This window comes from Hydrogenobacter thermophilus TK-6 (assembly GCF_000010785.1).
GTDB lineage: Bacteria > Aquificota > Aquificia > Aquificales > Aquificaceae > Hydrogenobacter > Hydrogenobacter thermophilus.
In genome coordinates, this window is record NC_013799.1 from 946,647 (window position 1) to 969,602 (window position 22,956).

General features: G+C 43.3%; 25 protein-coding genes. 8 read left to right on the forward strand and 17 right to left on the reverse strand.

Translation table 11 applies throughout. The features are described 5' to 3' along the window. The first annotated feature begins 15 nt into the window (after nucleotides 1-15). Nucleotides 16-1,224 carry a tryptophan synthase subunit beta gene (gene trpB / locus HTH_RS05205; RefSeq protein ID WP_012963674.1) on the forward strand — a complete coding sequence of 403 codons (1,209 nt, stop codon included), beginning with the start codon at nucleotides 16-18 and terminating at the stop codon, nucleotides 1,222-1,224. On the opposite strand, the gene HTH_RS05210 is transcribed toward trpB, so the two are convergent. The 12 genes from HTH_RS05210 to HTH_RS05265 all read right to left on the reverse strand — a co-directional run bounded on the left by HTH_RS05210 (nucleotide 1,196) and on the right by HTH_RS05265 (nucleotide 12,508). Continuing rightward, nucleotides 1,196-3,229 carry a primosomal protein N' gene (locus tag HTH_RS05210; RefSeq protein ID WP_012963675.1) on the reverse strand — a complete coding sequence of 678 codons (2,034 nt, stop codon included), beginning with the start codon at nucleotides 3,227-3,229 and terminating at the stop codon, nucleotides 1,196-1,198. The two genes, trpB and HTH_RS05210, sit on opposite strands and share 29 nt — an antisense overlap. Continuing rightward, a complete protein-coding gene (locus tag HTH_RS05215) occupies nucleotides 3,226-3,720 on the reverse strand; it encodes a 6-pyruvoyl trahydropterin synthase family protein (protein WP_012963676.1) in 495 nt (164 codons plus the stop codon). The genes HTH_RS05210 and HTH_RS05215 overlap by 4 nt, the downstream gene beginning before the upstream one ends. Before the next feature lies 1 nt (nucleotide 3,721). Then, on the reverse strand, nucleotides 3,722-3,964 hold the full coding sequence (locus HTH_RS05220; RefSeq protein ID WP_012963677.1) for a sulfurtransferase TusB: 243 nt from the start codon (nucleotides 3,962-3,964) through the stop codon (nucleotides 3,722-3,724). Next, nucleotides 3,958-4,302, reverse strand: coding sequence for a DsrE family protein (locus tag HTH_RS05225; protein ID WP_012963678.1), 345 nt, complete (start codon nucleotides 4,300-4,302; stop codon nucleotides 3,958-3,960). The genes HTH_RS05220 and HTH_RS05225 overlap by 7 nt, the downstream gene beginning before the upstream one ends. 1 nt (nucleotide 4,303) lies before the next feature. After that, nucleotides 4,304-4,606: a DsrE family protein gene (locus tag HTH_RS05230; RefSeq protein ID WP_012963679.1), complete on the reverse strand. Its 303-nt coding sequence runs from the start codon at nucleotides 4,604-4,606 to the stop codon at nucleotides 4,304-4,306. Then, the gene (locus HTH_RS05235; protein ID WP_012963680.1) at nucleotides 4,603-4,836 is read right to left on the reverse strand and encodes a sulfurtransferase TusA family protein; all 234 of its coding nucleotides are present in this window, start codon (nucleotides 4,834-4,836) and stop codon (nucleotides 4,603-4,605) included. Before HTH_RS05235 ends, HTH_RS05230 begins: the two co-directional genes overlap by 4 nt. A 26-nt stretch (nucleotides 4,837-4,862) precedes the next feature. Then, complete coding sequence (locus HTH_RS05240) at nucleotides 4,863-6,563, reverse strand: GspE/PulE family protein (protein ID WP_012963681.1); 1,701 nt, start codon at nucleotides 6,561-6,563, stop codon at nucleotides 4,863-4,865. Beyond that, entirely contained in the window at nucleotides 6,556-7,359 is an 804-nt protein-coding gene (gene panB / locus HTH_RS05245; RefSeq protein WP_012963682.1) for a 3-methyl-2-oxobutanoate hydroxymethyltransferase, read from the reverse strand. Before panB ends, HTH_RS05240 begins: the two co-directional genes overlap by 8 nt. Next, nucleotides 7,352-7,675 (reverse strand): hypothetical protein, encoded by a 324-nt coding sequence (locus HTH_RS05250; protein WP_012963683.1) that lies wholly within the window; start codon nucleotides 7,673-7,675, stop codon nucleotides 7,352-7,354. The genes panB and HTH_RS05250 overlap by 8 nt, the downstream gene beginning before the upstream one ends. Continuing rightward, nucleotides 7,659-9,479 (reverse strand): leucine--tRNA ligase, encoded by a 1,821-nt coding sequence (leuS, locus tag HTH_RS05255; protein ID WP_012963684.1) that lies wholly within the window; start codon nucleotides 9,477-9,479, stop codon nucleotides 7,659-7,661. The genes HTH_RS05250 and leuS overlap by 17 nt, the downstream gene beginning before the upstream one ends. A gap of 42 nt (nucleotides 9,480-9,521) precedes the next feature. Then, nucleotides 9,522-11,390: a molecular chaperone DnaK gene (dnaK, locus tag HTH_RS05260; RefSeq protein ID WP_012963685.1), complete on the reverse strand. Its 1,869-nt coding sequence runs from the start codon at nucleotides 11,388-11,390 to the stop codon at nucleotides 9,522-9,524. 83 nt (nucleotides 11,391-11,473) lie between these two features. Continuing rightward, complete coding sequence (locus HTH_RS05265; protein ID WP_012963686.1) at nucleotides 11,474-12,508, reverse strand: lipoyl protein ligase domain-containing protein; 1,035 nt, start codon at nucleotides 12,506-12,508, stop codon at nucleotides 11,474-11,476. A gap of 675 nt (nucleotides 12,509-13,183) precedes the next feature. Here HTH_RS05265 and HTH_RS05270 point away from each other — a divergent pair. Further along, entirely contained in the window at nucleotides 13,184-14,281 is a 1,098-nt protein-coding gene (locus HTH_RS05270; protein WP_012963687.1) for a glycosyltransferase family 4 protein, read from the forward strand. On the opposite strand, the gene HTH_RS05275 is transcribed toward HTH_RS05270, so the two are convergent. Both HTH_RS05275 and gspG read right to left on the reverse strand, forming a co-directional pair. Further along, on the reverse strand, nucleotides 14,250-15,374 hold the full coding sequence (locus HTH_RS05275) for a glycosyltransferase family 4 protein (protein ID WP_012963688.1): 1,125 nt from the start codon (nucleotides 15,372-15,374) through the stop codon (nucleotides 14,250-14,252). The two genes, HTH_RS05270 and HTH_RS05275, sit on opposite strands and share 32 nt — an antisense overlap. Nucleotides 15,375-15,377: 3 nt before the next feature. After that, complete coding sequence (gene gspG / locus HTH_RS05280) at nucleotides 15,378-15,809, reverse strand: type II secretion system major pseudopilin GspG (RefSeq protein ID WP_012963689.1); 432 nt, start codon at nucleotides 15,807-15,809, stop codon at nucleotides 15,378-15,380. Nucleotides 15,810-15,879: 70 nt separating this feature from the next. Between gspG and cysS the strand changes: the two genes are divergently transcribed. The 6 genes from cysS to HTH_RS05310 are packed head-to-tail and all read left to right on the forward strand — an operon-like array spanning nucleotide 15,880 to nucleotide 21,237. Continuing rightward, complete coding sequence (gene cysS / locus HTH_RS05285) at nucleotides 15,880-17,352, forward strand: cysteine--tRNA ligase (protein WP_012963690.1); 1,473 nt, start codon at nucleotides 15,880-15,882, stop codon at nucleotides 17,350-17,352. Then, on the forward strand, nucleotides 17,349-18,533 hold the full coding sequence (gene trpS / locus HTH_RS05290; RefSeq protein ID WP_012963691.1) for a tryptophan--tRNA ligase: 1,185 nt from the start codon (nucleotides 17,349-17,351) through the stop codon (nucleotides 18,531-18,533). Before cysS ends, trpS begins: the two co-directional genes overlap by 4 nt. Continuing rightward, nucleotides 18,530-19,633 carry a PHP domain-containing protein gene (locus HTH_RS05295; RefSeq protein WP_012963692.1) on the forward strand — a complete coding sequence of 368 codons (1,104 nt, stop codon included), beginning with the start codon at nucleotides 18,530-18,532 and terminating at the stop codon, nucleotides 19,631-19,633. Before trpS ends, HTH_RS05295 begins: the two co-directional genes overlap by 4 nt. Beyond that, the gene (locus HTH_RS05300; protein WP_041309816.1) at nucleotides 19,548-19,784 is read left to right on the forward strand and encodes a hypothetical protein; all 237 of its coding nucleotides are present in this window, start codon (nucleotides 19,548-19,550) and stop codon (nucleotides 19,782-19,784) included. The genes HTH_RS05295 and HTH_RS05300 overlap by 86 nt, the downstream gene beginning before the upstream one ends. After that, nucleotides 19,774-20,487: a GGDEF domain-containing protein gene (locus HTH_RS05305; RefSeq protein ID WP_012963693.1), complete on the forward strand. Its 714-nt coding sequence runs from the start codon at nucleotides 19,774-19,776 to the stop codon at nucleotides 20,485-20,487. The genes HTH_RS05300 and HTH_RS05305 overlap by 11 nt, the downstream gene beginning before the upstream one ends. A gap of 33 nt (nucleotides 20,488-20,520) precedes the next feature. Next, nucleotides 20,521-21,237, forward strand: a complete 717-nt coding sequence (locus HTH_RS05310) for a GGDEF domain-containing protein (RefSeq protein ID WP_012963694.1) — start codon at nucleotides 20,521-20,523, stop codon at nucleotides 21,235-21,237. On the opposite strand, the gene HTH_RS05315 is transcribed toward HTH_RS05310, so the two are convergent. Genes HTH_RS05315 through HTH_RS05325 form a run of 3 tightly spaced genes read right to left on the reverse strand, consistent with a single transcriptional unit; the run spans nucleotide 21,208 to nucleotide 22,956 of the window. Continuing rightward, nucleotides 21,208-21,954, reverse strand: a complete 747-nt coding sequence (locus HTH_RS05315; RefSeq protein ID WP_012963695.1) for a sulfite exporter TauE/SafE family protein — start codon at nucleotides 21,952-21,954, stop codon at nucleotides 21,208-21,210. The genes HTH_RS05310 and HTH_RS05315 overlap by 30 nt on opposite strands. Next, nucleotides 21,951-22,571, reverse strand: coding sequence for a nitroreductase family protein (locus tag HTH_RS05320; RefSeq protein WP_012963696.1), 621 nt, complete (start codon nucleotides 22,569-22,571; stop codon nucleotides 21,951-21,953). The genes HTH_RS05315 and HTH_RS05320 overlap by 4 nt, the downstream gene beginning before the upstream one ends. Next, on the reverse strand, nucleotides 22,555-22,956 hold the full coding sequence (locus tag HTH_RS05325) for a PaaI family thioesterase (protein WP_012963697.1): 402 nt from the start codon (nucleotides 22,954-22,956) through the stop codon (nucleotides 22,555-22,557). Before HTH_RS05325 ends, HTH_RS05320 begins: the two co-directional genes overlap by 17 nt.

The following is a 22,956-nucleotide window of genomic DNA, read 5'->3' on the forward strand; positions in this document are numbered from 1 at the left end:
TTGAAGGATTATAATATGGTTATGCACTTACCTGACGAAAGGGGATACTTTGGAAGTTTTGGAGGTAAATTTGTTCCAGAAACGCTTATGTACGCTCTTGAGGAGCTTGATATTGAATATAAGAAAGCAAAATCTGACAAAAGATTTTGGGAAGAGCTAAATTACTACCTTAGAACCTACGCAGGTAGACCCACACCTCTATACTTTGCCAGAAATCTGACCGAGTATGCGGGGGGTGCCAAAATATACATAAAGAGAGAGGACCTTCTGCACACTGGTGCCCACAAAATAAATAACACTCTTGGGCAGGCGCTACTTACCAAGAGGATGGGTAAAAGAAGAGTTATAGCGGAAACGGGGGCAGGTCAGCACGGTGTTGCTACTGCAACAGTCTGTGCCCTTTTGGGTCTTGATTGCGTAGTTTACATGGGTGAGGAAGATGCGCATAGACAGGAGCTAAATGTATTTAGAATGAAACTCCTTGGTGCGGATGTAAAAGTTGTAAAGAGTGGAAGCAAAACCTTAAAGGATGCCATAAACGAAGCACTGAGAGACTGGGTAACCAACGTGGAGACTACTCACTACATTATAGGTTCAGTTGTAGGTCCCCATCCTTTTCCCCTCATGGTAAGGGATTTTCAAAAGGTAATAGGAGAGGAAACGAGGGAGCAAATACTTGAGCTGGAGGGAAGACTACCCGATGCGGTGGTTGCGTGTGTTGGGGGAGGTTCCAACGCTATGGGTATTTTCTATCCCTTTTTGGAGGACGAAAGGGTCAGGCTCGTGGGGGTAGAAGCCGGCGGTTTAGGCTTAAAAACAGGCAAGCATGCAGCCTCCATAAACGGTGGAAGTGTGGGTGTACTTCACGGTATGAAGTCTTACTTTTTACAGGACGAAGAAGGTCAGATACTACCTACTCACTCTGTATCCGCAGGCTTGGATTATCCAGGAGTTGGTCCCGAGCATGCCTATCTCTTTGAAAGCAAGAGAGCTCAGTACACTTATGCAACCGATGAAGAAGCTCTGGAAGGCTTTAAACTTCTGTCAAAGCTTGAAGGTATTATTCCCGCCTTAGAGCCTGCCCACGCAATCCTCAAAGTGATAAGCCTTGCAAGGGAGATAGGGAAAGGTGGGATTGTCATATTAAACCTCTCGGGAAGGGGAGATAAGGACACGTATCATGTGATGAAACTGCTCAAAGAAGTTCAAGACGCACAGGTTTAAGGCTCCTCACCTGTTTTATGAGCTTATCCATAAGCTTTTTATCGGTTTTAAACAGAGCTTCCGTAAGTCTTCCCGTTTTTCTGCACCTTAGCTCCACTTTATACTCATTAGCTATCCTTTCAAGCTCTTTTCTTCTATCTTGGGAGAACCTCACCAGAAGCATTTTTGAGAAAGGTGGAAGACCTTCCTCCTCTCTGCGCAGGAGCTCCCTCTGAAAGTAGGCTTCCCAGTCTCCCTCCCTTAACTCCTCCAAAAGGGGATGCTTAGGAAAGAGTGTTTGAATTACAAGCGTGTCCTCCGCCACAGCCCTTGCCCTCCAGAGGTATTTATAAAAGCCTTCCTCTGCGTTAAAGAAAGGGACGGAAAGCAAATTATCCGCACTCAAAACCACAACCAGGTGATAACCATCGCCAAGGTTTGGGTATGTGCTAAAGCTAAAGCTTTCCCTTATGCCAAAGAGATTTTCAACCTCTTCCATAACCTTTTCCACACCAAAGCTGGAACTTTCCACCTTTGAGCCACACTCTAAGCATGCAGGCTCGCCCTTAAAACCACAGTTGGTACACAGAAGCCTCTCCCTTTCTTTGTAAAGAGTTAGGAAGCTACCACAGACGGGACATACACAAAGGCTCTGGCATCTTGTGCAGTATGCATAGCCATAGCCCTTTTTGTTGACCAAAAAAAGCACCCTTCTGTCAAGGAAGTTCTCCAAGATTTTTCTACATTCGCCGGAGATAACCTCTTTTTCTTTCCTTTCCAGAACCAGCACCTTTAATCTTTTCCAACTGCACTCGTAATCCATCTTCTTTCTTCTGATAAGATAATAGGTGGATACATCAATGCTCGGTATAGCCATCAGAAACTTTGCCCCCGTGTATTTAGAAAGCACATAAAGGAAGTTTCTTACATCCACACCACTGGGTAGCTTTGTACCAGCATCGTCAAATAGCACTATTAGACCCAAATCTCTTATGGGTGTAAGTAGAGAGAGCCTGCTACCAAGCACTATCTTGCCACCTTCCTGAGCTTTAAACCAGTTTTTTATAACCTTCTTAGAGCTTTCCTTTGAAGAGATCACCAAAAGATGGTCGCCAAAGAAAGGTTTAAGCACTCTCTCTAAGGAGAAAAGGGTTGATAAGCTACTGCACACAACAAGCGCCGACCTTCCCATCTTGAAAGTATCATAAAGTATGCTCTTTAGTCTTTCTAAGAGCAAGCCGTAGCTTCCAAAAAGCACAGTACCTTTCTGGATCTTTTTGGGAGATATATCCTCAAGGGGCACACCCGCATAACTATCCGTGTATATATCCACGCCCTCTTTTACAGCCACCATCCCTTTTCTGATAAGGTAATTCAGATCCTGTGATTCAAAGCCCATCTCCTTTATCTCCTCTTCTGTAGCAAAGCCCCTATCTTTGAGAAAGCTAAGGATGGCAAGCTTTCCCTCTCTCTTCTTTAGCTTTTTTAACTCTTCGTAAGCGGACTCAAAAGGCACATTTAGCACAAAAATTCTGGTGCTTACCCTAAGTGTGTCCCACCTTCTCTCCTTTTTCAAAAATCCTTTTTCTATCAGAAGCTCCACAAGACGCCAGCCAAACTTATCTTTTAAAGACACCTCCTTCACACCTCTTCTTTTGCGCACATACTCAACAACCTCCCTGCTCTTGCTATCCAGCATATCCTTTGACCTTTCTGCAACCACTATGTATGTCTCTTCCTTCCAGATTAGTTCCTCAGGTAGGAAACTAAAAACCATAGACCAGGGGTTCAAGCCGTATATATTAGCAAGATCCTTTAGGGCTTCCAGATGCGTCTGCAAAACTACAGGTTTATCATCTGGAAAATCAGCAGACATGGATAACTCTGCTTTTTCTGAAAGCCCTACCACTATGCCAGTTTTTCCATTTGCCAAAAGCACACGATAGCCTATGGGACTGCTCTCATAAGGGAACTCAAGGCTTAGATTAAGCACCCTTCCACCAGGCACTGCTACTTTGAGATTCATTCTGGTCTGTATTCCGCCTTTGATGTTTTGGTTTCCCAAAGGACTACGCTGACCACTTTAACATCTTTTAAGAGTCCAGCCTGCTCAAGTTTCTGTGTCAAAAAGTCATAAAAGTACTTGGCTAAAGCTTCCGCAGTAGGACAGAAGGGGACAGGGAATATTTTAAAAGCTCCATACTTTTCCGCTAGGCTTTTGAGCTCTTCATACATGGGGTCGTTAACATCTATTATGAAGCTGTGGTCCATAGTATCTATAAGGTCTTTTAGAGCATTTTTAACATGATAAAAATCCATCACCATGTCCTGCTCGCTGAGGGTGTCAGAACCCAATGTGACCTCAAGTGTATAGCTGTGTCCGTGGAGGTTTACGCACTTATTCTGCAGGGGAACATCCCTTCCCGTAAGCTCTGCACCTCTTCCATGTGTGAGATTTTGCTTCCACACTCTGTGCCCTGCTTCAAAGTTAAAGACCTTGGTTATTTTCCACTTCATCTTACCACACTACCACCTTTTTGGCTTGTATTATAAGCTCGGCTATCTCCTCATAACTCTTTGCACTGCCCTCTGGGAATTTAACACCCCTTGCCTGTGCATCCTCCTTGCAAAGGAACCATCCCTTTTTGGTAGGAAATCTTAATACAGCGTCCTGCAGCAGCACCACCACATCTCTTTCTTCGTTTACCAAGTCAGAGGAGAAGTCCCCAAGTTTTCTAACCAGCCAGAGAGTATTCACCATACAAAAACCACCTCCGCCGCCTTTATAAGTTCCTTTATCTCCTCAGTGCTTATAAAGCTCACCTCTTTTACAAAATCCGTCTCTTTCAGACCTCTCTCTTCTGCAGATGCATCTTCTACATAAAGCTTTACATTAACATAGTCTATGTTCTCCAGCAGTTTATCAAAGCCATATATGTCTAGTCTATCTGGATGCCAGCGAGTCAGAGCATACACACCGTCTTTGATAAGTATGAAGCTTACCTCACTGTTTATACCTATCGCCATACCCACACGAAAAGCCTCGTGAGCTTTCCAAGAGAATGGGTCCCCTTTTAGTAAAAAAACCACCTTCCTCATGCTAATTAAACACCAAAACTTTATCGTAATCAGGAAGCATTTTGGAGAGGTTATAAGTGGAGCTACTTTCAAAAAAGTCTGAAGCGGTCTGTATGCCTCTCTGGTGTGCGGAGTGTGCACAGTAAAGTAGTCTTACACCCGCATCTTTAAACTTTTTAGTCTCTGGTCTTGTAAGATAATACACACCGTTGCCTGAGAAAAATATAGCCACCTCACCATGCTTTGATAGTGCATTTACCAAGTAAAGCAATGTACTAAAGTCCTTTGCAAAAGGATTACTGGTTACAACAAATAGAAATCTCATTTTACCTTTCTCACTATTATCTCCCACTCTGAACTGCCTATCTGATTAACTGCAAGAACTTCCTGCCCTTCCTCCCTCATACTTTTTGGCACATTCTCAGCAGATGGTCTGTAATCCACTATAACTCTCAATATCTCTCCCTTCTCCATCTGTTCCAGCACCAGCTTACTCTTTACAAAGGTAAAGGGGCACACATCGCCTCTTATATCCAGCTCTCTGTCGTACTTCATAAGACTTATAATTATAGCAAACTTATCTACTTGGCAAGGACCCTTGCCACCTCCTCCAGCGAAGTGATGCCCTTCCTCACTTTGAGTATACCTGCCTCGTATAGAGTTCTCATACCCTTTTTCTTAGCCAAATCCTTTATATCCTCAGAGGTAGCACCTTTTATAATGAGCTTCCTCATCTCCTCGTCTATTTCAAGGATCTCGTGGACAGCGGTCCTTCCTTTGTAGCCAGTATGGTTGCACGCTTCACAGCCACCTTCTCTGTGAGTGTATATGACTATTTCCTCGCTGGTGTCTTTTAACACGCCCATCCTGACTAAGGCATCTTTGGGCACCTTTGCTTCCACCTTGCAAACAGGACAGAGCCTCCTTATCAGTCTCTGTGCAACTATGAGTATGAGAGATGAACCTACTAAGAAAGGCTCTATACCCATATCAACAAGCCTCGTAACAGAAGAAGGCGCATCGTTAGTGTGCAAGGTGGAAAAAACTAAGTGCCCAGTTAAGGCAGCTCTTATACCTATCTCTGCGGTTTCTGTGTCTCTTATCTCACCTATGAGGATGATATCAGGGTCCTGCCTAAGGAAGGCTCTAAGCACAGAAGCAAAGGTGAGCCCTATTTGCTCGTTTACCTGCACCTGGTTAAGACCGGGGATGGAGACTTCCACCGGGTCCTCCGCTGTCATAATGTTGACTTCCGGGGTGTTTCTTTCCATCAATGAGGCATAAAGAGTTGTAGTCTTACCAGAACCGGTAGGTCCTGTAACTAAGATCATTCCCCAAGGTGTCCATATGGCTTTCCTAAACTTCTCAAGATCGTCCTCTTCAAAGCCTAAGTCTTCAAGCTTTACGCTCAGGTACCTTTCTGCCTCCTGTATCCTCATAACCACTTTCTCTCCATAAACTGTGGGAACTGTGGAAACCCTGAGGTCTATCCTCTTTCCCCCGATTCTCACCCTTATCCTGCCATCCTGAGGCTTTCTCCTCTCCGCTATATCCATGTTGGACATGATCTTGTACCTGGCAGTAAGAGGGTCTTTGACACGCAATGGAAATTCGTGAAAGATACGCAAAATACCATCAACCCTGTATCGTACAACTACCTTCTTTTCGTAAGGCTCTATATGTATATCAGAAGCTTCAAGTCTCACGGCTTCGTAAATCAAGTAATTGGCAAGCTTTACTATAGGGGCTTCCCCAGCCTCTGCAGCAAGCGCTTCCGGAGAGAGGTCTATTGGTAAGCTTTCAATTTCCACTTCCTCCTCCGTCTCCATCTCCTCAATGAATTTTGCAACAGTTGGATAGAGTTTGTTAAGTATATTTTCAACGGTTTTTCTCGTAGATGCGTAAGGTATTATGGTGTTTATCTTACTTTTAAACCTTAGCTCGTTTATAGCAGACTGATTAAAGGGATTTACCGTAACTACTGTGAGTTTTCCATCTTCATACTTTACCGGTGCTATGTAGTACTTTCTCAGCAGTTTTTCCGGAAGTTCTTTGAGCACCTGCTCAGGTATATTTACATCCTCCAGGCTGTCCTTCCAGAATCTTTGAGGCATGTTTCTGGAGTAAAAGTCTGCCAGCTTAGCATCATCCAAAAAGCCAAGCCTTATCAAGGTAGTTATGATATCTTCGTCCTTTTGTTTCTCCGTATAAGCTTGCTTTGCCTGCTCTTTTGTAATGTAGCCAAGCCTCACAAAAAGTTCTAAAAGCTTTGCCTCATCCATAACTCTCTTCCTCTGAAGGGAAAATTCCCCTTTCTACCTCTTCCTTGTACCTTCTTAAAGCATCCCTGAATATCTTAGCTCCTTCCACATACCTTTTTACAAACTTAGGCTTTATATCTTCCACCAGACCCACCAGGTCATGAAAAACAAGCACCTGACCATCACAGTAAGGACCTGCCCCTATACCTATGGTTATACTCTTTGATGCCTGTGTTATCTCCCTTGCAAGAGAAGAAGGCACGCTCTCCAAAACTATCATAAAAGCTCCTGCATCCTCCAAGGCTTTAAAACTCCTTTTGACCCTCTCTTGCTCTTCCTCCTTTTTTCCAACTACCCTGTAGCCCCCCAAAGCATGAACGCTTTGAGGAGTAAAGCCCAGGTGCCCCACAACAGGAATGCCAATATTTACAAGCCTGTAAGTTAGTTCTGCCAGCTCTTCCCCGCCCTCTAGCTTCACAGCATTTGCTCCCGTTTCCTTCATCACCCTTCCACAGTTACGAATAGCTTCCTCAAGACTCACCTGATAGCTCATAAAAGGCATATCAACTATCAAAAAAGCCCTTTTTATACCTCTCTTTACAGCTTTTGTATGGTAAATCATCTCATCAAGGCTAACCGGAAGAGTGGACTCATAGCCCTGAAACACCATACCAAGGGAATCTCCCACCAAAACACAGTCTATACCTACTTCATCACACAGCTTGGCGGATATATAATCGTATGTTGAAACCATTGTGATTTTCTGCCCCTCCTTCTTCTTCTTAAAAAGGTGTCTTATAGTTATGCCTTCAGACATTTTTCTGTTCCTGCGTAGCGGATAGCTCTTCCTCTATGTCTTTTAGAACTTCTAAAAGTTTCCTTACTGACTCTTTAAGGGCTTCAAGGTCAGAAAGCTCCCTCATCTGGCTTACAAGAGGCGTAAGCACCTTCAAAAGTTCGTCTTTCCTGGGACCGCTCCCAACTCTGATCTGATAAGCTGAGGCTGTTATTGGATGGAAGAGAGCGTTTACCATCTTCCTTGCCGAAAGCTTGTCCTGAGCGTTAAGAAGAGCCTCAAGCTCCGGCATGACTTTTCTTATTAAACTTAAACCTATCTCAAACTCCTTGGACATTCTTCACCTCCTTGCTGATATTTTCCAAAAGTTTATCCGAGCTATCCTCTTCTGTAAGACCAAGGTAAGAGAGGTAGGATTCTATGCTGACCCATCTTCTTAACACCATACCTTGAGTGATGAGGTTCAAAAAGGGTTCTTCATCTTTAACAAGATTTAGGTCTTTTAAAAACTTCTGGAAGAATCTGGCATAAAGAAGGTGAAGGACTGCATGCTCTATACCACCTATGTAAATGTCAACCGGCATCCAAAAGCTTGCCTTTTGGTAGTCAAAGGGTAAGCTTTCGTTTTTGGGGTCGCAGTATCTTAAAAAGTACCAAGAGGAGTCAAAAAAAGTATCCATAGTATCCGTTTCGCGCCTTGCAGGACCACCGCACTTAGGACATGTGGTATTTACAAACTCCTCAACGCTTTCCAACGGGTTTCCGTGGCCAGTTATTTTAACATCCTTAGGGAGCAAAACAGGCAGGTCTTCCTCAGGAACTGGCACCGTACCACACCTTTTGCAGTAAATTATAGGTATAGGGGTGCCCCAGTATCTCTGCCTTGATATGTTCCAATCCTTTAGCCTGTATGTTATCTTAAAATCACCATGTCCTCTGTCTTTGAGCCATGAGGTTATAACCTTTTTAGCTTCTGTAGAGCTAAGCCCATCAAATGGTCCTGAGTTTATAAGCACGCCTTCGCCTTCGTATGCTCTATCTGTGGGTAGCTTTCCTTCGTAGGGAGAAATAACCTGTTTAATGGGGAGGTTATACTTTATAGCAAATTCGTAATCCCTCTGGTCGTGTGCTGGGACTGCCATTATGGCACCTGTGCCGTACTCATAAAGGACATAGTTGGCACTCCATACAGGTATTTTTTCACCATTGGCTGGATTTACAGCATAAACCCCCAAGAAAACGCCTTCCTTTTGCTCCTCCTTTCCTCTCTCTTTGGGAGGTATGCTTCTTATCCTCTCTACAAAAGGAAGCACCTCTTTGATTTTTCCTCCCTTCTCTGCCAGGCTTAGTGTGAGTGGATGCTCTGGAGCAAGCACCAGGAATGTTGCGCCAAAAACAGTGTCAGGTCTTGTTGTAAAAACATCTACAGCAGTATCGTCAGCATAAAACTTTATTATGGCACCCTCTGACCTTCCTATCCAGTTTCTCTGCTGAGATATCACCCTTTCTGGCCACTTTCCTTCTAAAAGTTTAAGGTCCTCAAGAAGTCTATCTGCGTAATGGGTGATTTTAAGATACCAAGATGGCACTTCTTTTTTGATTACTGGAGTTCCACACCTCCAACATCTCCCATCTATAACCTGCTCGTTGGCTAATACCGTCTCATCATTGGGGCACCAATTTACCTCTGCAAGCTTCCTGTATGCCAATCCCCTCTCATAAAACTTTAAGAATATCCACTGGTTCCATCGGTAATACTCGGGGTCACATGTGGCTATCTCCCTGTCCCAATCGTAGGAAAAGCCAAGCCTTTTGAGCTGATTTTTCATGTACGCTATGTTTTTGTAAGTCCAGTCAGCTGGATGAATGCCTTGCTTTATGGCTGCATTCTCAGCTGGAAGACCAAAAGCATCCCATCCCATAGGATGAAGCACACGGTACCCTTTAAATCTCAAAAACCTTGCCACCACATCACCTATGGTGTAATTTCTCACATGGCCCATGTGTATCCTTCCAGATGGGTAGGGAAACATCTCCAGCACATAGACCTTTTTCCCTTCATCATGAGCCTTGAAAAGCTCAAGCTCCTCCCAGACTCTTTGCCACTTTTCCTCTATATCCTTAGGAACATACTCCCGCATGTATGATATGATAACATCTTTATAAGAAAAAGGGGAAAGCCATTAAAGGGGCTTTCCCTCTATCACATCACCACCTTCAGCACTATCTTTCTTACCTGCGGACTCGTATATTTTACTGCCTATCTTGGAAGAGGCTTCAAGCACCTTCTCTATAGCTTTTCTTACCTCTTGGGCATCTTGCGCTGTGCTGATAACCTTTTTGGCTTCCTCTATGGTGTTTTCAACTTCTGACAGAAGGTCAGCAGGCAACTTATCTCTGTTTTCCTTTAGCACCTTTTCAAGATTGTATATGTATTGATCAAGCTGGTTCTTAGCTTCTACCAGCTCCTTCTTCTTTTTATCCTCTTCCTCGTGGAGCTGTGCCTCCTTTATCATCCTGTCTATCTCCTCCTGCGTAAGACCAGAAGATGCCTGAACTCTTATGGATTGTTCTTTGCCTGTACCTAAATCTCTGGCAGTTACATGAAGTATCCCGTCCACATCTATGTCAAAGCATACCTCTATCTTAGGCACGCCTCTTGGAGCCGGAGGAATACCAGTAAGATAAAACTTACCCAGAGATTTGTTATCTTTTGCCAGAGGTCTTTCACCCTGAAGGACATGTATCTCTACCTCTGTTTGATAATCAGCAGCTGTAGTGAAGGTCTCGCACTTCCTGTAAGGTATGGGTGTGTTTCTGGGAATTAGCACTGTCATCACACCGCCGTAGGTTTCCACTCCCAGCGATAGTGGTGTTACATCCACAAGAAGTATCTCTTTAACCTCTCCCGAGAGAACGCCAGCCTGTATTGCAGCACCAACAGCCACAACTTCGTCAGGATTTACACCTTTGTGAGGCTCCTTGCCGAAGAACTCCCTTATCTTTTGCTGAACCAGCGGTATCCTTGTAGACCCACCCACCAGCACCACGTCATCTATGTCCTGTGGTCTTAGCTTGGCATCTTCAAGAGCGCGCCTGACTATCTCCATGGTCCTGTTGACAAGGTCCTTTATCATCTCTTCAAGTCTTGCTCTTGTGAGTGTTTTTTGAAGGTGCGTAGGCTGGTTGGTGGAAGGGTCTATGGTGATGAAGGGTAGGTTTATCTCCGTTTCCAGCTTAAAGGATAGCTCCTTCTTTGCCTGTTCAGAAGCTTCCTTGAGTCTCTGCAAAGCCGTTCTGTCTTTTCTGAGGTCTATACCCGTATCCTTCTTAAACTCCTCTATGAGCCACTCCATTATGCGCTCGTCTATGTTAGCACCACCCAAGTGAGTATCTCCTGCGGTAGCTTTGACTTCAATAACACCCTCTCCACCCTCCAGTATAGAAACATCAAAAGTCCCACCGCCAAAGTCGTAAACCAGTATTTTGACATTTTCCTTCTTGTCAAGTCCATAGGCAAGCGCAGCAGCAGTAGGCTCGTTTAAAATCCTTAGCACTTCAAGTCCGGCTATTTTTCCGGCGTCCTTTGTAGCTTGTCTTTGCCTTTCGTTAAAGTAGGCAGGCACTGTGATGACCGCTTTTGTGATCTTCTCACCCAAGTATGCCTCGGCTGCTTCCTTTAGCTTTTTGAGTACATGAGCACCCACCTCTTCGGGTCTTATAAGCCTGCCAGCATTTGGAACATCAAAGCTTGCATCTCCCTTGTCATCTGCCACCACCTTGTAGGACACCCTTTTGGCCTCTTCCCTTACCTCATCAAACTTCCTACCTATGAATCTTTTGGATTCGTATATGGTATTTTCTGGGTCAAGTATGGCACGCCTTTTGGCAGGCTCACCTACCAGCACATCCTTCTCTTTTGTCCATGAAACTACAGAAGGAGTTAATCTTGACCCCTCCTGATTTGCTATAACCACAGGCTCATCTCCCATCATAACCGCCACCACAGAATTGGTAGTTCCCAAGTCAATACCAAGTATCTTCTCAGCCATCTTTTCACCTCCGCAGGATTTTTTCTTTAAGATATAACTTTAGTTATCTTTTGTCAAGTTTTATATAAAAGGTTTTAGAAGAATTAAGACTCCCCTCCTGTAAGCAGGTAAATGAGGTCCTTTGCTTCAACACCTGGCATGTCCACCTTTTCCAAAAACTCCCTAACCTTCTTATCCACCTCTTCCAATCCAAGACCCTTAAGAGAGCTTTCAAAGTCTCCAAGAGCATCCTTAGGCACCAAAGTAAAATCCCCGTAAATTTTTACCCTATCTATCTTCCCATCTACCAGATAAACCTCGCATTTAAGAAGCCCACCTTTTGCCTTTCTTACTGCGTTCCGTATATACACACCTTCCCGCAGTTTTATAAAAGCATGCTTTCTTCCAGTATCTTCAAAGAGAACCTCCGGTGAAGTCATATCCTTCATGAGTTTATCCGCAAGCTCAAAAACATCCTCCCCTATTTCTCCCTCACCTTCAAAATCCACCACCTTAGAAAACTCTTCTACCAGTATGCTTTCCACTTCCTTATAGGAGAAGCTTCTGCCGGTTTCTCTCTCCACCCAGCTTATGTTTTCCTCAAGACTTTTGTAAATCTTATCCCTAAACTTCTCCTCCTGAACCTTAAAAAGTTCAGCCATAAGCTTTGTGTCAAACCTTAAAAGCACATTACCTACAAAGACAAAAAAATTGCCTATATCTGCAGCTCCTTGACCACTTATTTTTTTACCGCTCTTCAAAACCAGGTCGTTAATTGGTCTGTAAAACACTTCTATACCAAGTTTTTTATAAGTCTCTATGACAGCCTTGGAAAACTTCTTATAGGCATCCTCTACCTTAAAAGGTACCAGGCGCTTTGGCAGTATAAGCTGGTAGAAAACTTGCCCCTCCGACAGAAGAACCGCCCCTCCTCCAACTTCTCGCCTTATGACAGGTATGTTCAGCTTTCTACACTTTTCGTAGTCTATTATGTCCTCCAGCCTATCAAAGTAGCCTATACTAATGTAAGTATCTTCTGGCTCCGTAATTACCAACCCGGTGTATCCCAAACGTGCCATAGCGTGAAAGGTGGTGATGGACCTGAGATTTTTTACTCTTCCAAGCCTATATATTTTCATTATTCTCTCCTTATTGATCTTTTCTTTTTTTATAAATAATAATAATAGACCCCCCCTAAAAACCGCTAAGCATTCAAATCCTTGATAATCTTGAGTTTCCCCAAAAGAATTTCACACCCCATACTTAAAATCGTTGATTCTGTAGGATCTGCTTCATGAAAAATTGTACCGTAAAATCAAAGACTTATGCATCACACTCACAATTTCACATCTCATGTCTGAAGTGCTTGATTTTGTAAGGCGAAGTTTATTAAAAATTGTATCGTAAGATCAATAACTTATAAATTAGACTGTGAAATTCTTCTCTGAAGCTTGTCCTTCAACAACTTTAAACATGTGAAATTCTTTTTCAAAAAATTTCGTAATTTCAAAGACTTATGAACCATACCCCTTTACATGGCTGAAGGGATGTGAGTAAATGTGAGTGTCCATGTGAAATTCTTGGTCAATAAGTTATTGATTTTACGAAACTTTTTTTGGATATGTGAAATTCTGCTTCTACCTTACTCCATCAAGAATTTTACCAATTGACATTATATTAACAGACGATATATTTATAAGCTTTGTCTTTCAAGGCTTTTCTGGAAGTTATATGATTTAAATCATATTACTTTAAAGCTTTGTAAAACAAGCACTTTATGTATACATGTGAAATTCTTTTGATATTATATTATCATGAAAAGTGTTATAGTTCACGATTGGCTGATATCTCAGGGTGGGGCGGAGCTGGTGCTGGAAGAAATATACAAACTTTATCCTTCACCCATATACACGCTTTTATACGACAGTGTGAATTTTTCTGAAAGTTGGCTAAAAAATGCTGAGGTTCATACATCTTTCATACAGAAGCTCCCCATGTCCAAAAAGTATTACAGATACTATTTACCTCTTTTCCCATTGGCTATAGAGCAGTTTGACCTTTCTGAGTTTGATTTGATAATTTCTTCCTCACATGCTGTAGCCAAGGGTGTACTCAAGCACTCACGACAAACGCACATATGCTACTGCCACACGCCCATGAGGTATGCCTGGGACCTTTACCATCAATACATAAAACAGTTAAATCTTGATAAAGGCATGAAAGGATTTATTGCAAAGCTTATATTTCATTACATAAGGATGTGGGATTACACAAGTTCCCAAAGGGTTGACCACTTTGTTGCCAATTCACAATCCGTGGCAGAAAGAATAAAGAAGACCTATGGGAGAACTGCGGAGGTCATATATCCACCTGTAGATACGGACTTTTTCAGCATAAACGAAAAAAGAGAGGACTATTACATTACCGTATCAAGGCTTGTGCCTTACAAGAGGATGGACATTATAGTGGGTGCCTTTTCATTAAGGAAGGATAAGAAACTTTTGGTGGTAGGGGACGGGCCGGATTACGAGAGGCTAAAAAGGATGGCAGGTAAAAATGTGGAATTTCTCGGTCGTTTAAGTCGTGTTCATCTGAGGTCTTACCTTGAAAAAGCAAGGGCATTTGTTTACATGGCGGAGGAGGATTTTGGTATAGCCATGGTGGAGGCTCAAGCTTGCGGAATACCTGTTATAGCTTACGGAAAGGGTGGTGCCAGTGAGGTGGTTATAAACGAAAAAACGGGCATACTTTTTTGGAAGCAAACTCCAGAGGAGCTTCTAAAGGCTATAGACAGGTTTGAAAGGTTGGAAGAGAGCTTTATGCCAAAATCCATAAGAGCTAACGCAGAAAGATTTAGTAAAGAGGTTTTCAGAAAGAAGTTTATGGCTTTTGTTGATAGTGTCCTCTCGTGATCTCTTCAAAGACCCTTACATGCTCATCCGCCGACCTTTCCCAAGAAAACATCTTTGCCCGCTCAATGCCCATAGTAGCGAGTTTGCTTTTGAGTGTGTGGTCCATAAACAAACGATAAATACCTTCTGCTATGCTATCCTTATGGTAAGGATTTACATAATATGCACTTTCGCCGCATACTTCCCTCAAGGGAGGAATGTCAGAGGTTATAACAGGACAACCACAAGCCATAGCTTCAATTAACGGAAGACCAAAACCTTCGTAAAGGGATGGAAACACAAGCGCCTCGGCACGTGAGTAAAGGTATGGAAGCTCTTCTGTAGGTACATAATCCAAAAATACCACTTTACCTTCCAGACCATACTCTTTCACCTTATTAGAGAGAGCCGGGTAGAAACGCTTGTCCTTTTTCCCTGCTATTAAAAGTTTGAAATTGTATTGCTTTAACTCACCCACTGCTTGAATTAGCCTATCAAGATTTTTGTGAGGTCTCATATCTCCCACAAATAGAAAATATCTCCCCAAGTCTTTGAAGAGCTTTTTTTCTCTTGGAAAGAAAATACTTCTATCATAACCTGGGTATATTACATAAACGGATTTATCTTTCAGCTTATAGTGATTAAAAAGGTCCCTTTTTGTGCTTTCTGATACGCATATTAAAGCACGAGAGTTTTTTATAATTATCGGTAGGAAGTGAATAAAGTAATACTTCAATCTCTTAAAATAGTGAGGAAATTTGATAGCAATAAGGTCGTGTATAGTTATTATCTGTTTCGTTCCGCTTATTGGAAGGGCAACACCTTCGTGAACTGTTGAAAAGAGTATATCCGGCTTTTCTTTAAGCGTAATCAACCAAAGATAACTTTGCTCCCAAAGGATACGCAATATATGGCCAGAAGTGCCTCTTCTTGGGTTTATGCACTTGGGCGTTATTACAATAGAACAATAGCCATACGCTCCAACATCTTTATTACCAGTAAAAACTTTTACATTTTTATACTTGTTTAGCAAAGCTTTGACTATGTTTTGGGTGTATACTCCTAAACCACTTGGCGCGTTGTAAAAGTGGGTTGCATTTATGAAAAGTTTCATGTATCAATCTGCGTTGGATATGTCCTTAGCCTCACCTTCCCCACCTTCTTTACCGTCAGAACCGTAAGACATTATGATAAAGTCCACACCCTTCTCTTTGGTTTTTGGATCGTCAGGACCAAAGTAGTGATAGGGATTTCCCCAGGGGTCAAGAGGAAGTTTGTTGCCTTTAATGTAAGGACCCTTCCAGAGATTCTCAGGAACTCCCTCAGGTTTTTTTATTAAAGCCTCTAAGCCTTCCTGTGTTGTGGGATACCTACCTACATCTGCTCTGAACAGCTCAACAGCTGTGGAAAGCATGGCTATCTGCTGCCTTGCTATTTTCTCCTTAGATTCTGTCAACTTACCAACAAGTCTGGGGGCTACCAGTGCAGCAAGAAGTCCTATGATAATAACCACTATTAGGATCTCAATAAGCGTAAAACCCCTTTTCATGGATAAACATTATAACTCAGGTTAGGTAGGCATATATAGTCAGTAAAATTATAGTTTAGAATATATCTCTATGAGCCTGAAAATATACAACACTCTTAGCGGAAAGGTGGAGGAGTTTGTTCCCCTCAACCCTCCAAAGGTATATATATATACATGCGGTGTCACAGTATACGATGACTCGCACGTAGGTCACGGTAGAAGTCTTATAGTGTTTGATGTTTTCAGAAGATACTTGGAGCATCTGGGCTACAAGGTTAAGTTTGTCAGAAACTTCACCGATGTGGATGACAAGATCATAAACAGAGCCAAAGAAGAAAACACCGACTTTATGACCATAGCCAACAGATACATAGCTAGCTACTACATAGATATGGAGAGCATAAAAGTTAAACCTGCAGATGTAGAGCCAAGGGTTACAGAGCATCTGCAGGAGATCATTGATGTAATAAAGGGTCTTGTGGAGAAAGGATACGCTTACGAGTCGGGGGGAGATGTTTACTTTTCTGTAAAAGCTTTCCCCGAGTACGGCAAGCTCTCCAAGAGAAGCACAGAGGAGCTGGAGGTGGGGGCAAGGGTAGAACCTTCCGAAAAGAAAAGAGACCCTCTGGACTTTGCTCTGTGGAAGTCTGCAAAGGCGGGAGAACCTGCGTGGGAAAGCCCATGGGGGCTTGGAAGACCGGGATGGCACACCGAGTGTGTTGCTATGGTCTTCAAACATCTGGGGAAAACCATAGATATACACGGTGGTGGACTGGACCTTGTCTTTCCCCATCACGAGAACGAAATAGCTCAGGCGGAAGCGCTCACGGGAAAACCCTTTGCCAGATACTGGATGCACAATGGGCTTGTCACAGTGGGTGGACAGAAAATGTCCAAATCCCTTGGAAACTATGTGACCTTGAGAGAAGTCTACAGAAGATATCACCCGGATGTTTTAAGACTTCTGGTGCTTTTCACCCACTACAGGAGCCCCCTTGACTTTTCCTGGGAGAAGATGGAAGAGGCAAAAAGAGCCTACGAGAGAATAAGACATGCCATAGAAGACCTTGATATGCTAAAAAATCTTCAGGTAGTTGAAGAAAATAAAATAAGCCAGCTCTATGAAAAGGTAAAAGAGGCGGAGGAGGCCTTTTTTGAGGACCTCAGCGAAGACTTTAACACACCCTCAGCACTCTCCCACATATTCGCTCTTGTGGGGGAGCTTGGCAAGGTCAAAAGCAGAGCTATCTCCGAAAGAAGGATAAGCAGGCAAGATCTTTCCGCTTACGAGTTTGCAGTGTCTTCCATTCTCAGGCACATGAGGGGTATATTTGGACTCTTTGAAGACATATATCCAGAGAAGCCAGTAAGGGAAGTGGTAAGAAGGGAGCTGGAGGCGGGGCAGGTCCTGGACGAAAGACTCATAGATATACTGGTTGATGTAAGAAATCAGGCAAGGGCAGAAAAGGTGTTTAAGATAGCGGACTACATAAGGGACAGGTTGAAAGAGGTGGGAATAGTTTTGGAAGATACCCCGGCGGGAACCAAGTGGAGGAAGCTATGAGAGTTATCAGCGGTATGAGACCCACAGGCAGGCTACACCTGGGGCATTACTTTGGGGTGGTCAAAAACTGGATAAGTCTTCAGGAAGAGCACGAGACCATATTTTTTATAGCTGACTGGCACGCTCTTACCACAGCTTACAAAAAAACCTCCGAGCTTCAGCAAAACATAAAAGAAGTCATGCTGGACTGGATAGCTTTAGGCATAGACCCAAAAAAGAGTCTCCTCTTCATACAGTCCAGAGTGAAGCAGCACGCGGAGCTTTTTTTACTCTTTAGCATGATAACGCCAAAGAGCTGGCTGGAGTGGAACCCCACTTACAAAGATACCAAGTACAACCTTTTGAGGATTCAGGACCTTGAGCTACAGTTTAAAGGTGGCACAAGGGACCTGGTGAGGGAGTTCTTAGCAAAACTGCCTTACAAGGTGGAGGACTTTGAAGCCCTTGAGGAACTGATTCTTGATGACCTTTCGGACACTTTTATCAGAGCTGTTTTTGAAGGGTACATGGAAAGTGATGTGCTAAAAGAGCTTAATGTCTCCAAGAGGGACTTTTACGATACTGATACTTACGGCTTTCTTGGATATCCTGTGCTTCAGGCGGTGGACATACTCATATACAAAGCCAGCGCGGTGCCGGTGGGAGAAGATCAGCTTCCCCACATAGAGCTAACCAGGGAGATAGCCAGAAGGTTCAACCACCTTTATGGTGAGACTTTCCCAGAGCCTCAGGCAATCCTCACCGAAACACCAAAGCTTGTAGGCATAGATGGAAGAAAGATGAGCAAGTCCTACAACAACGCCATATACTTTGCGGACACAAAAGAGGAAGTTCAGCAGAAAGTCATGAGGTTCTTCACAGACCCCCAAAAGCTCAGAAAGGGAGACCCCGGAAGACCCGAAATATGCCCCGTCTTTATGTACCACAAGCTCTTTACATATGAGGAGAAGGTTTATGAAATAGAAAGGGACTGCAGAAGCGGAAAGCTTGGCTGTGTAGAGTGTAAAAGAATCATGTTTGAGGGACTAGAAAGATTTCTTGAACCCATAAGAGAAAGAAGAGAAAGCCTCAGAAAGGACATAGACCAACTCATAGACATATTTGAGGAAGGCTCAAAAAAGGCAAGGCAGATAGCATCAAAAACCTTAGAAGAGGTGAGGGAGAAGATGAACCTATTATGAGCTGGTTTTTTGTAGGCTTTACCTTACTATACATAGGTTTTCTTGTGCTTTATCCCTTCAGGTGGGCAAAAGCTAGAAAGTTAACACCGGCTTACTCCCTGCCAGATTTTTACGTTTACTCTTACGAGTTTCACCTGCATACCCAGTTTTCCTACGACTCTCTTGGCAAGCCTGAAGATGTAATTGCAAGCATGCAGGCCCAGGACATAGACTTTGTCATAGTCACAGACCACGACAACGATACCATAAAGAATTTTTTAAGCAGCGACAGACTGCTGGCAGGTATTGAAAGGAAGATAAACGGTGAAAGAGGAGAGATACTCGGCGACCTTATAGAAGTGGATGGTCTTAAGGTGATAGCCCACCCTTTTAAAGAAAAGTACAGGTGGAAGCTAAGCAGAGATAAAAACTACTTTGTGGAAGCGATAGACTTAAAAGATGCCCTTTTGGAGAGCAAGTTCAGGCTCTTTCTGTTTTTGATTCCCGCTTTGTTTCTTTACCCCTTTTTGAAAGAAAGAGCGCTGGCTCTATTGCGGAAGGTTATAGACCTTGAGAACATCGCGGAAAGGTACATAAAAGATGGATGGGAAAATCCAGTAGTAGGTGGGCTTGACCATCATGTTAAAATATACATAAGGGAGGTTGGATTGAGGTTCTTATTTCCACACTACAGGCACTCCTTTGCTTTAATGAGAAACTTCCTGCTCTCAGACAGAAAAGTGGAAAACTCAAAGGACTTTATTGATGCTGTAAAGAAAAACTTGTCAGTGGTGTCTTTCTGCGACAAGCCCTCCTTTGTGTGGGTGGAGGGGAAAGACCTATACATTCAAACACCTTACGAAAACACGCTGGTGTTCCTTCAGGGAGCACAGGAGCTGTGCTTTGATGGTAGCTGTGCTTTTGCAAAGCTTCCCACAGGCGTTTATGTAATTTACAGCTATAGATACCTTTTTAAGCTGGGAAGGCTATATTTAGGACTTAGTCCCCTTTTTTTTACAGCTGTGGAGGTGGGAAATGGTGGAAAGACCTCTGCCAGAGGAGATAAAACAGAAGATACTTCAAAAGGTAAAAAACAAAGCTCTTGCCCAGAAGGCTTTTGAGTATGTAAGGCTGGTAGAGAAGGAAGACGGGACAGTTTATGTAAAGGAGGAGTTTGACAACACGGACCACCATGCTCTTTGGTTTATGGTGCTGGCGGTGGTAAACTACGCTCAGAGACTTTTAAGGGGTGAGGACATAGATGACATATGACCAGTACTTGGCTCTTGGTTTTGGAGTGCTTTTTGCCTCCTTTGCCCTTGGTTTTAAAAGCTCCATAGCAAAGAAGCTTTCTGCCATTTTCAGCGTATCCTTTTTGCTACAGGCAGTTGTAGGCTTTTTTAATCAAAAACCCATAAGCATCCTCTTGCTCTTTTACAGCTACCTGCTCATCTCTGTAGCCTTCTTTTACGGTCTTTCTATAACCAGAACAGTAAGGGCTCTTGCCAACAAGGCTTATACAGACCAGCTCACCAAGGTAAACAACAGGACCTTCTTAGAAGACATTTTGAAGAAAGAGCTCAGGCATTACGAAACCCTTGGTATAAACTACTGTGTAGTATTTATAGATATGTTCAACTTCAAAAAGGTTAACGACGCTTACGGTCATACGGTGGGAGACCGTGTTTTGGCTGAAGTAGGTCAGAGGCTGAGGAAAAGCGTAAGGTCTGATGACTTTGTGGTAAGGTACGGGGGTGATGAGTTTCTTGTGGTACTCAAGGATGTCAAAGAGGATAGAATAAACTCAGTCATAGAGAGGCTCAGGGAGAGCCTCAACTTTGACGCTGAAGGCATTCAAGTAAGAGCCAACATAGGCTACGCTATCTATCCGAAGGACGGTAAAAGTTTTGAAGAGCTTGTCAAAGTATCTATCGGACGCATGTATGAGGATAAAAAGGCAATGGAAAATGAATAAAATTGTTTGGAGTTCCGGGGGGATTTGCGGGAGATGGAGGATTATGAAGCCTTTTATATTGTGCTAAGTTTTTTGTTGATAACTTTTGCCTTCTTTATCAGATCCATAATAAGTCTTGTTGCAGGTTTCTGCTTTATAAGTCTTGCAATGGTGCATAATGTTTATGTAAACATGTTAATATATACTGTACTTTCTTTATCCATACTGCTACAAGGATACAAGATAAAGAAGTTATCCGAAAGAAAAGCTATCCTAAAAGATCCACTTACAGACGCCTACTCAAGGTATTTCTTTGAAGAATTTCTAAAAGAAGAAATAAAAAAAGCTGACAGATTTGGAAAGAGGTTTGCTATTCTCTTTATTGATCTAAACGATTTTAAATTGATAAATGACACATACGGACACAGTATAGGAGATCATGTATTGAAAATAATAGCTTCAAAAATTAAGGATAACCTGAGAGAGTGTGATGTAATATCACGATGGGGAGGGGATGAGTTTGCTGTAATCCTTCCAGAAACCTCCTGCAGTGAGGTACTTGAGATCATTTACAGACTGTATCACAGCATAAGCTATAGTATAGGTAATCACAAGGTGACATTGAGCATAGGTTATGCATGCTATCCGGAGCACGGACGAAGCTTGGACGAGCTAATACAGGAAGCTGACAAGGGCATGTATAAAGCCAAGGCTGTTTACAAAGAAATGAAAAAAAGCTCATCAAAACAGAGATACGAAGAAAAACAGTGAGAGAATGAATCCCCAAAGTATTACGAAAAGCTTTATTTTTTTTCTGTCAAACATGAGGGAGAGTCTCGCACCCGCGTATCCTCCGAGGGCGAAACCCAGCATAAGGGTGGGTATATACTCCCACACCACGTGCTTGCTAAAGGCAAAGTAGCCGGAAGCTATACCGTTTATGAGCATGCCCAGAAGATTCTTTATACCGTTGGCTATGTGTATGTCCGCTATACCTATCATGCTAAGAGATGCCAGCACTATTATGCCCATGCCCGCACCAAAGTATCCCCCGTAAACCGCGGTAAGAAACTGCACCAGAAAGACCCATGCGGAATACTTACCCCTGAGGTTCTTTTCCGCCCAGACTACCACTTTGTCGTTTATGGCAAGCAGGAGCGTGGCAAAGAGTATGAGAAAAGGCACGAGGAATTTAAAGGTCTGGACGGGGGTGTTTACCAGCAGGTATGCTCCTGCAAACCCTCCAAGCAGGGAGGGCAGAAGCAGGGGTTTTAGATATCTTCTGCCGGCTTTTATGTGCTTTCTGAAGCCGAAAGCTCCCATTAGCGGACCTATCCAGAGGGAGACGGTGTTGGTTATGTTGGCGGAAAGGGGGTCAAGCCCAAGCCACACCAGCGCGGGGAAGGTGATAAGCGTGCCCCCGCCCGCTATGGCGTTGGTAGCTCCAGCCAGAAAGGATGCTACAAAGGCTATGAGATGTCCGCTCACACTATCTTACCAAACTCCTCAAACTTGAACCTGTAAGCTCTTGGAAATAGCTTCTTCTCCGGATGCTTGTAGCCTATGGCAAGCACCATTATAACTATCTTGTCTTTGTCTATTGAGAGAAACTCCTTTAGTGCCTCCTCGTCAAAGCCCTCCATGGGATGGGTTTCAAGTCCGTAGGCTCTTGCGGCTATCATCACCGTCATGCCAAAGAAGGCGCAGTCCCTTATGGCTTTCCTCTTTGCCTTTTCCTTATCCTTCCAGCCTTCCAGTATTTTCTCCCTTAGCATGTCTCTGTTTTCTGCAGGCACATATCCCAGGTCTATCCAGCTGTCTAATACTTTATCCACATGCTCAAACCCCGCTTTTGTGTTGGCTATGAAAACTATGTTGGCGGAGGCATCCTCCACCTTCTGCTGTCCATAGCATATCTCTTTGAGCCTTCTTTTCTTTTCTTTGTCCTTAACAACTATCACCTCCCACGGCTGGATGTTGTAGCCGGAGGGTGCGGTGGCGGACACCTCAAGTATTTCCTTTATCACCTCTTCCGGCACTTCTTTTGTAGGGTCAAAGAAGGTTATGGACCTCCTTTCGGTTATCAGGTTAAGACATTCCTTCATGACTAACCTCCTTTTCTAAGATAGCATATGTGCCTGTGGCATAAGCCACAAGCTCGTCCTGCATGTAGACCTCTACTACCGCAAAGGCTACTCTTTTACCTATCTTTATAACCTTTCCTACAGCTTTCAACTTGCCCATCTTTGCAGGCTTTAGGTAATTTATCTTTATCTCAATAGTCACTGAGGTTTTACTCTCAGAAAGATTTGCTATTACTGCATACCAGCCGGTATTGTCAGCAAGGCTTGATATAACACCACCGTGCACATAACCAAGGTGCTGAAGATGATATTCCTGCACATCTATGCTCAAGATTGCTCTATCTTTGCTTAGCTCCTCAACTACAGCACCTATGTGCTCCAAAAAGGGAAGTTTTAGGTCTCTCAT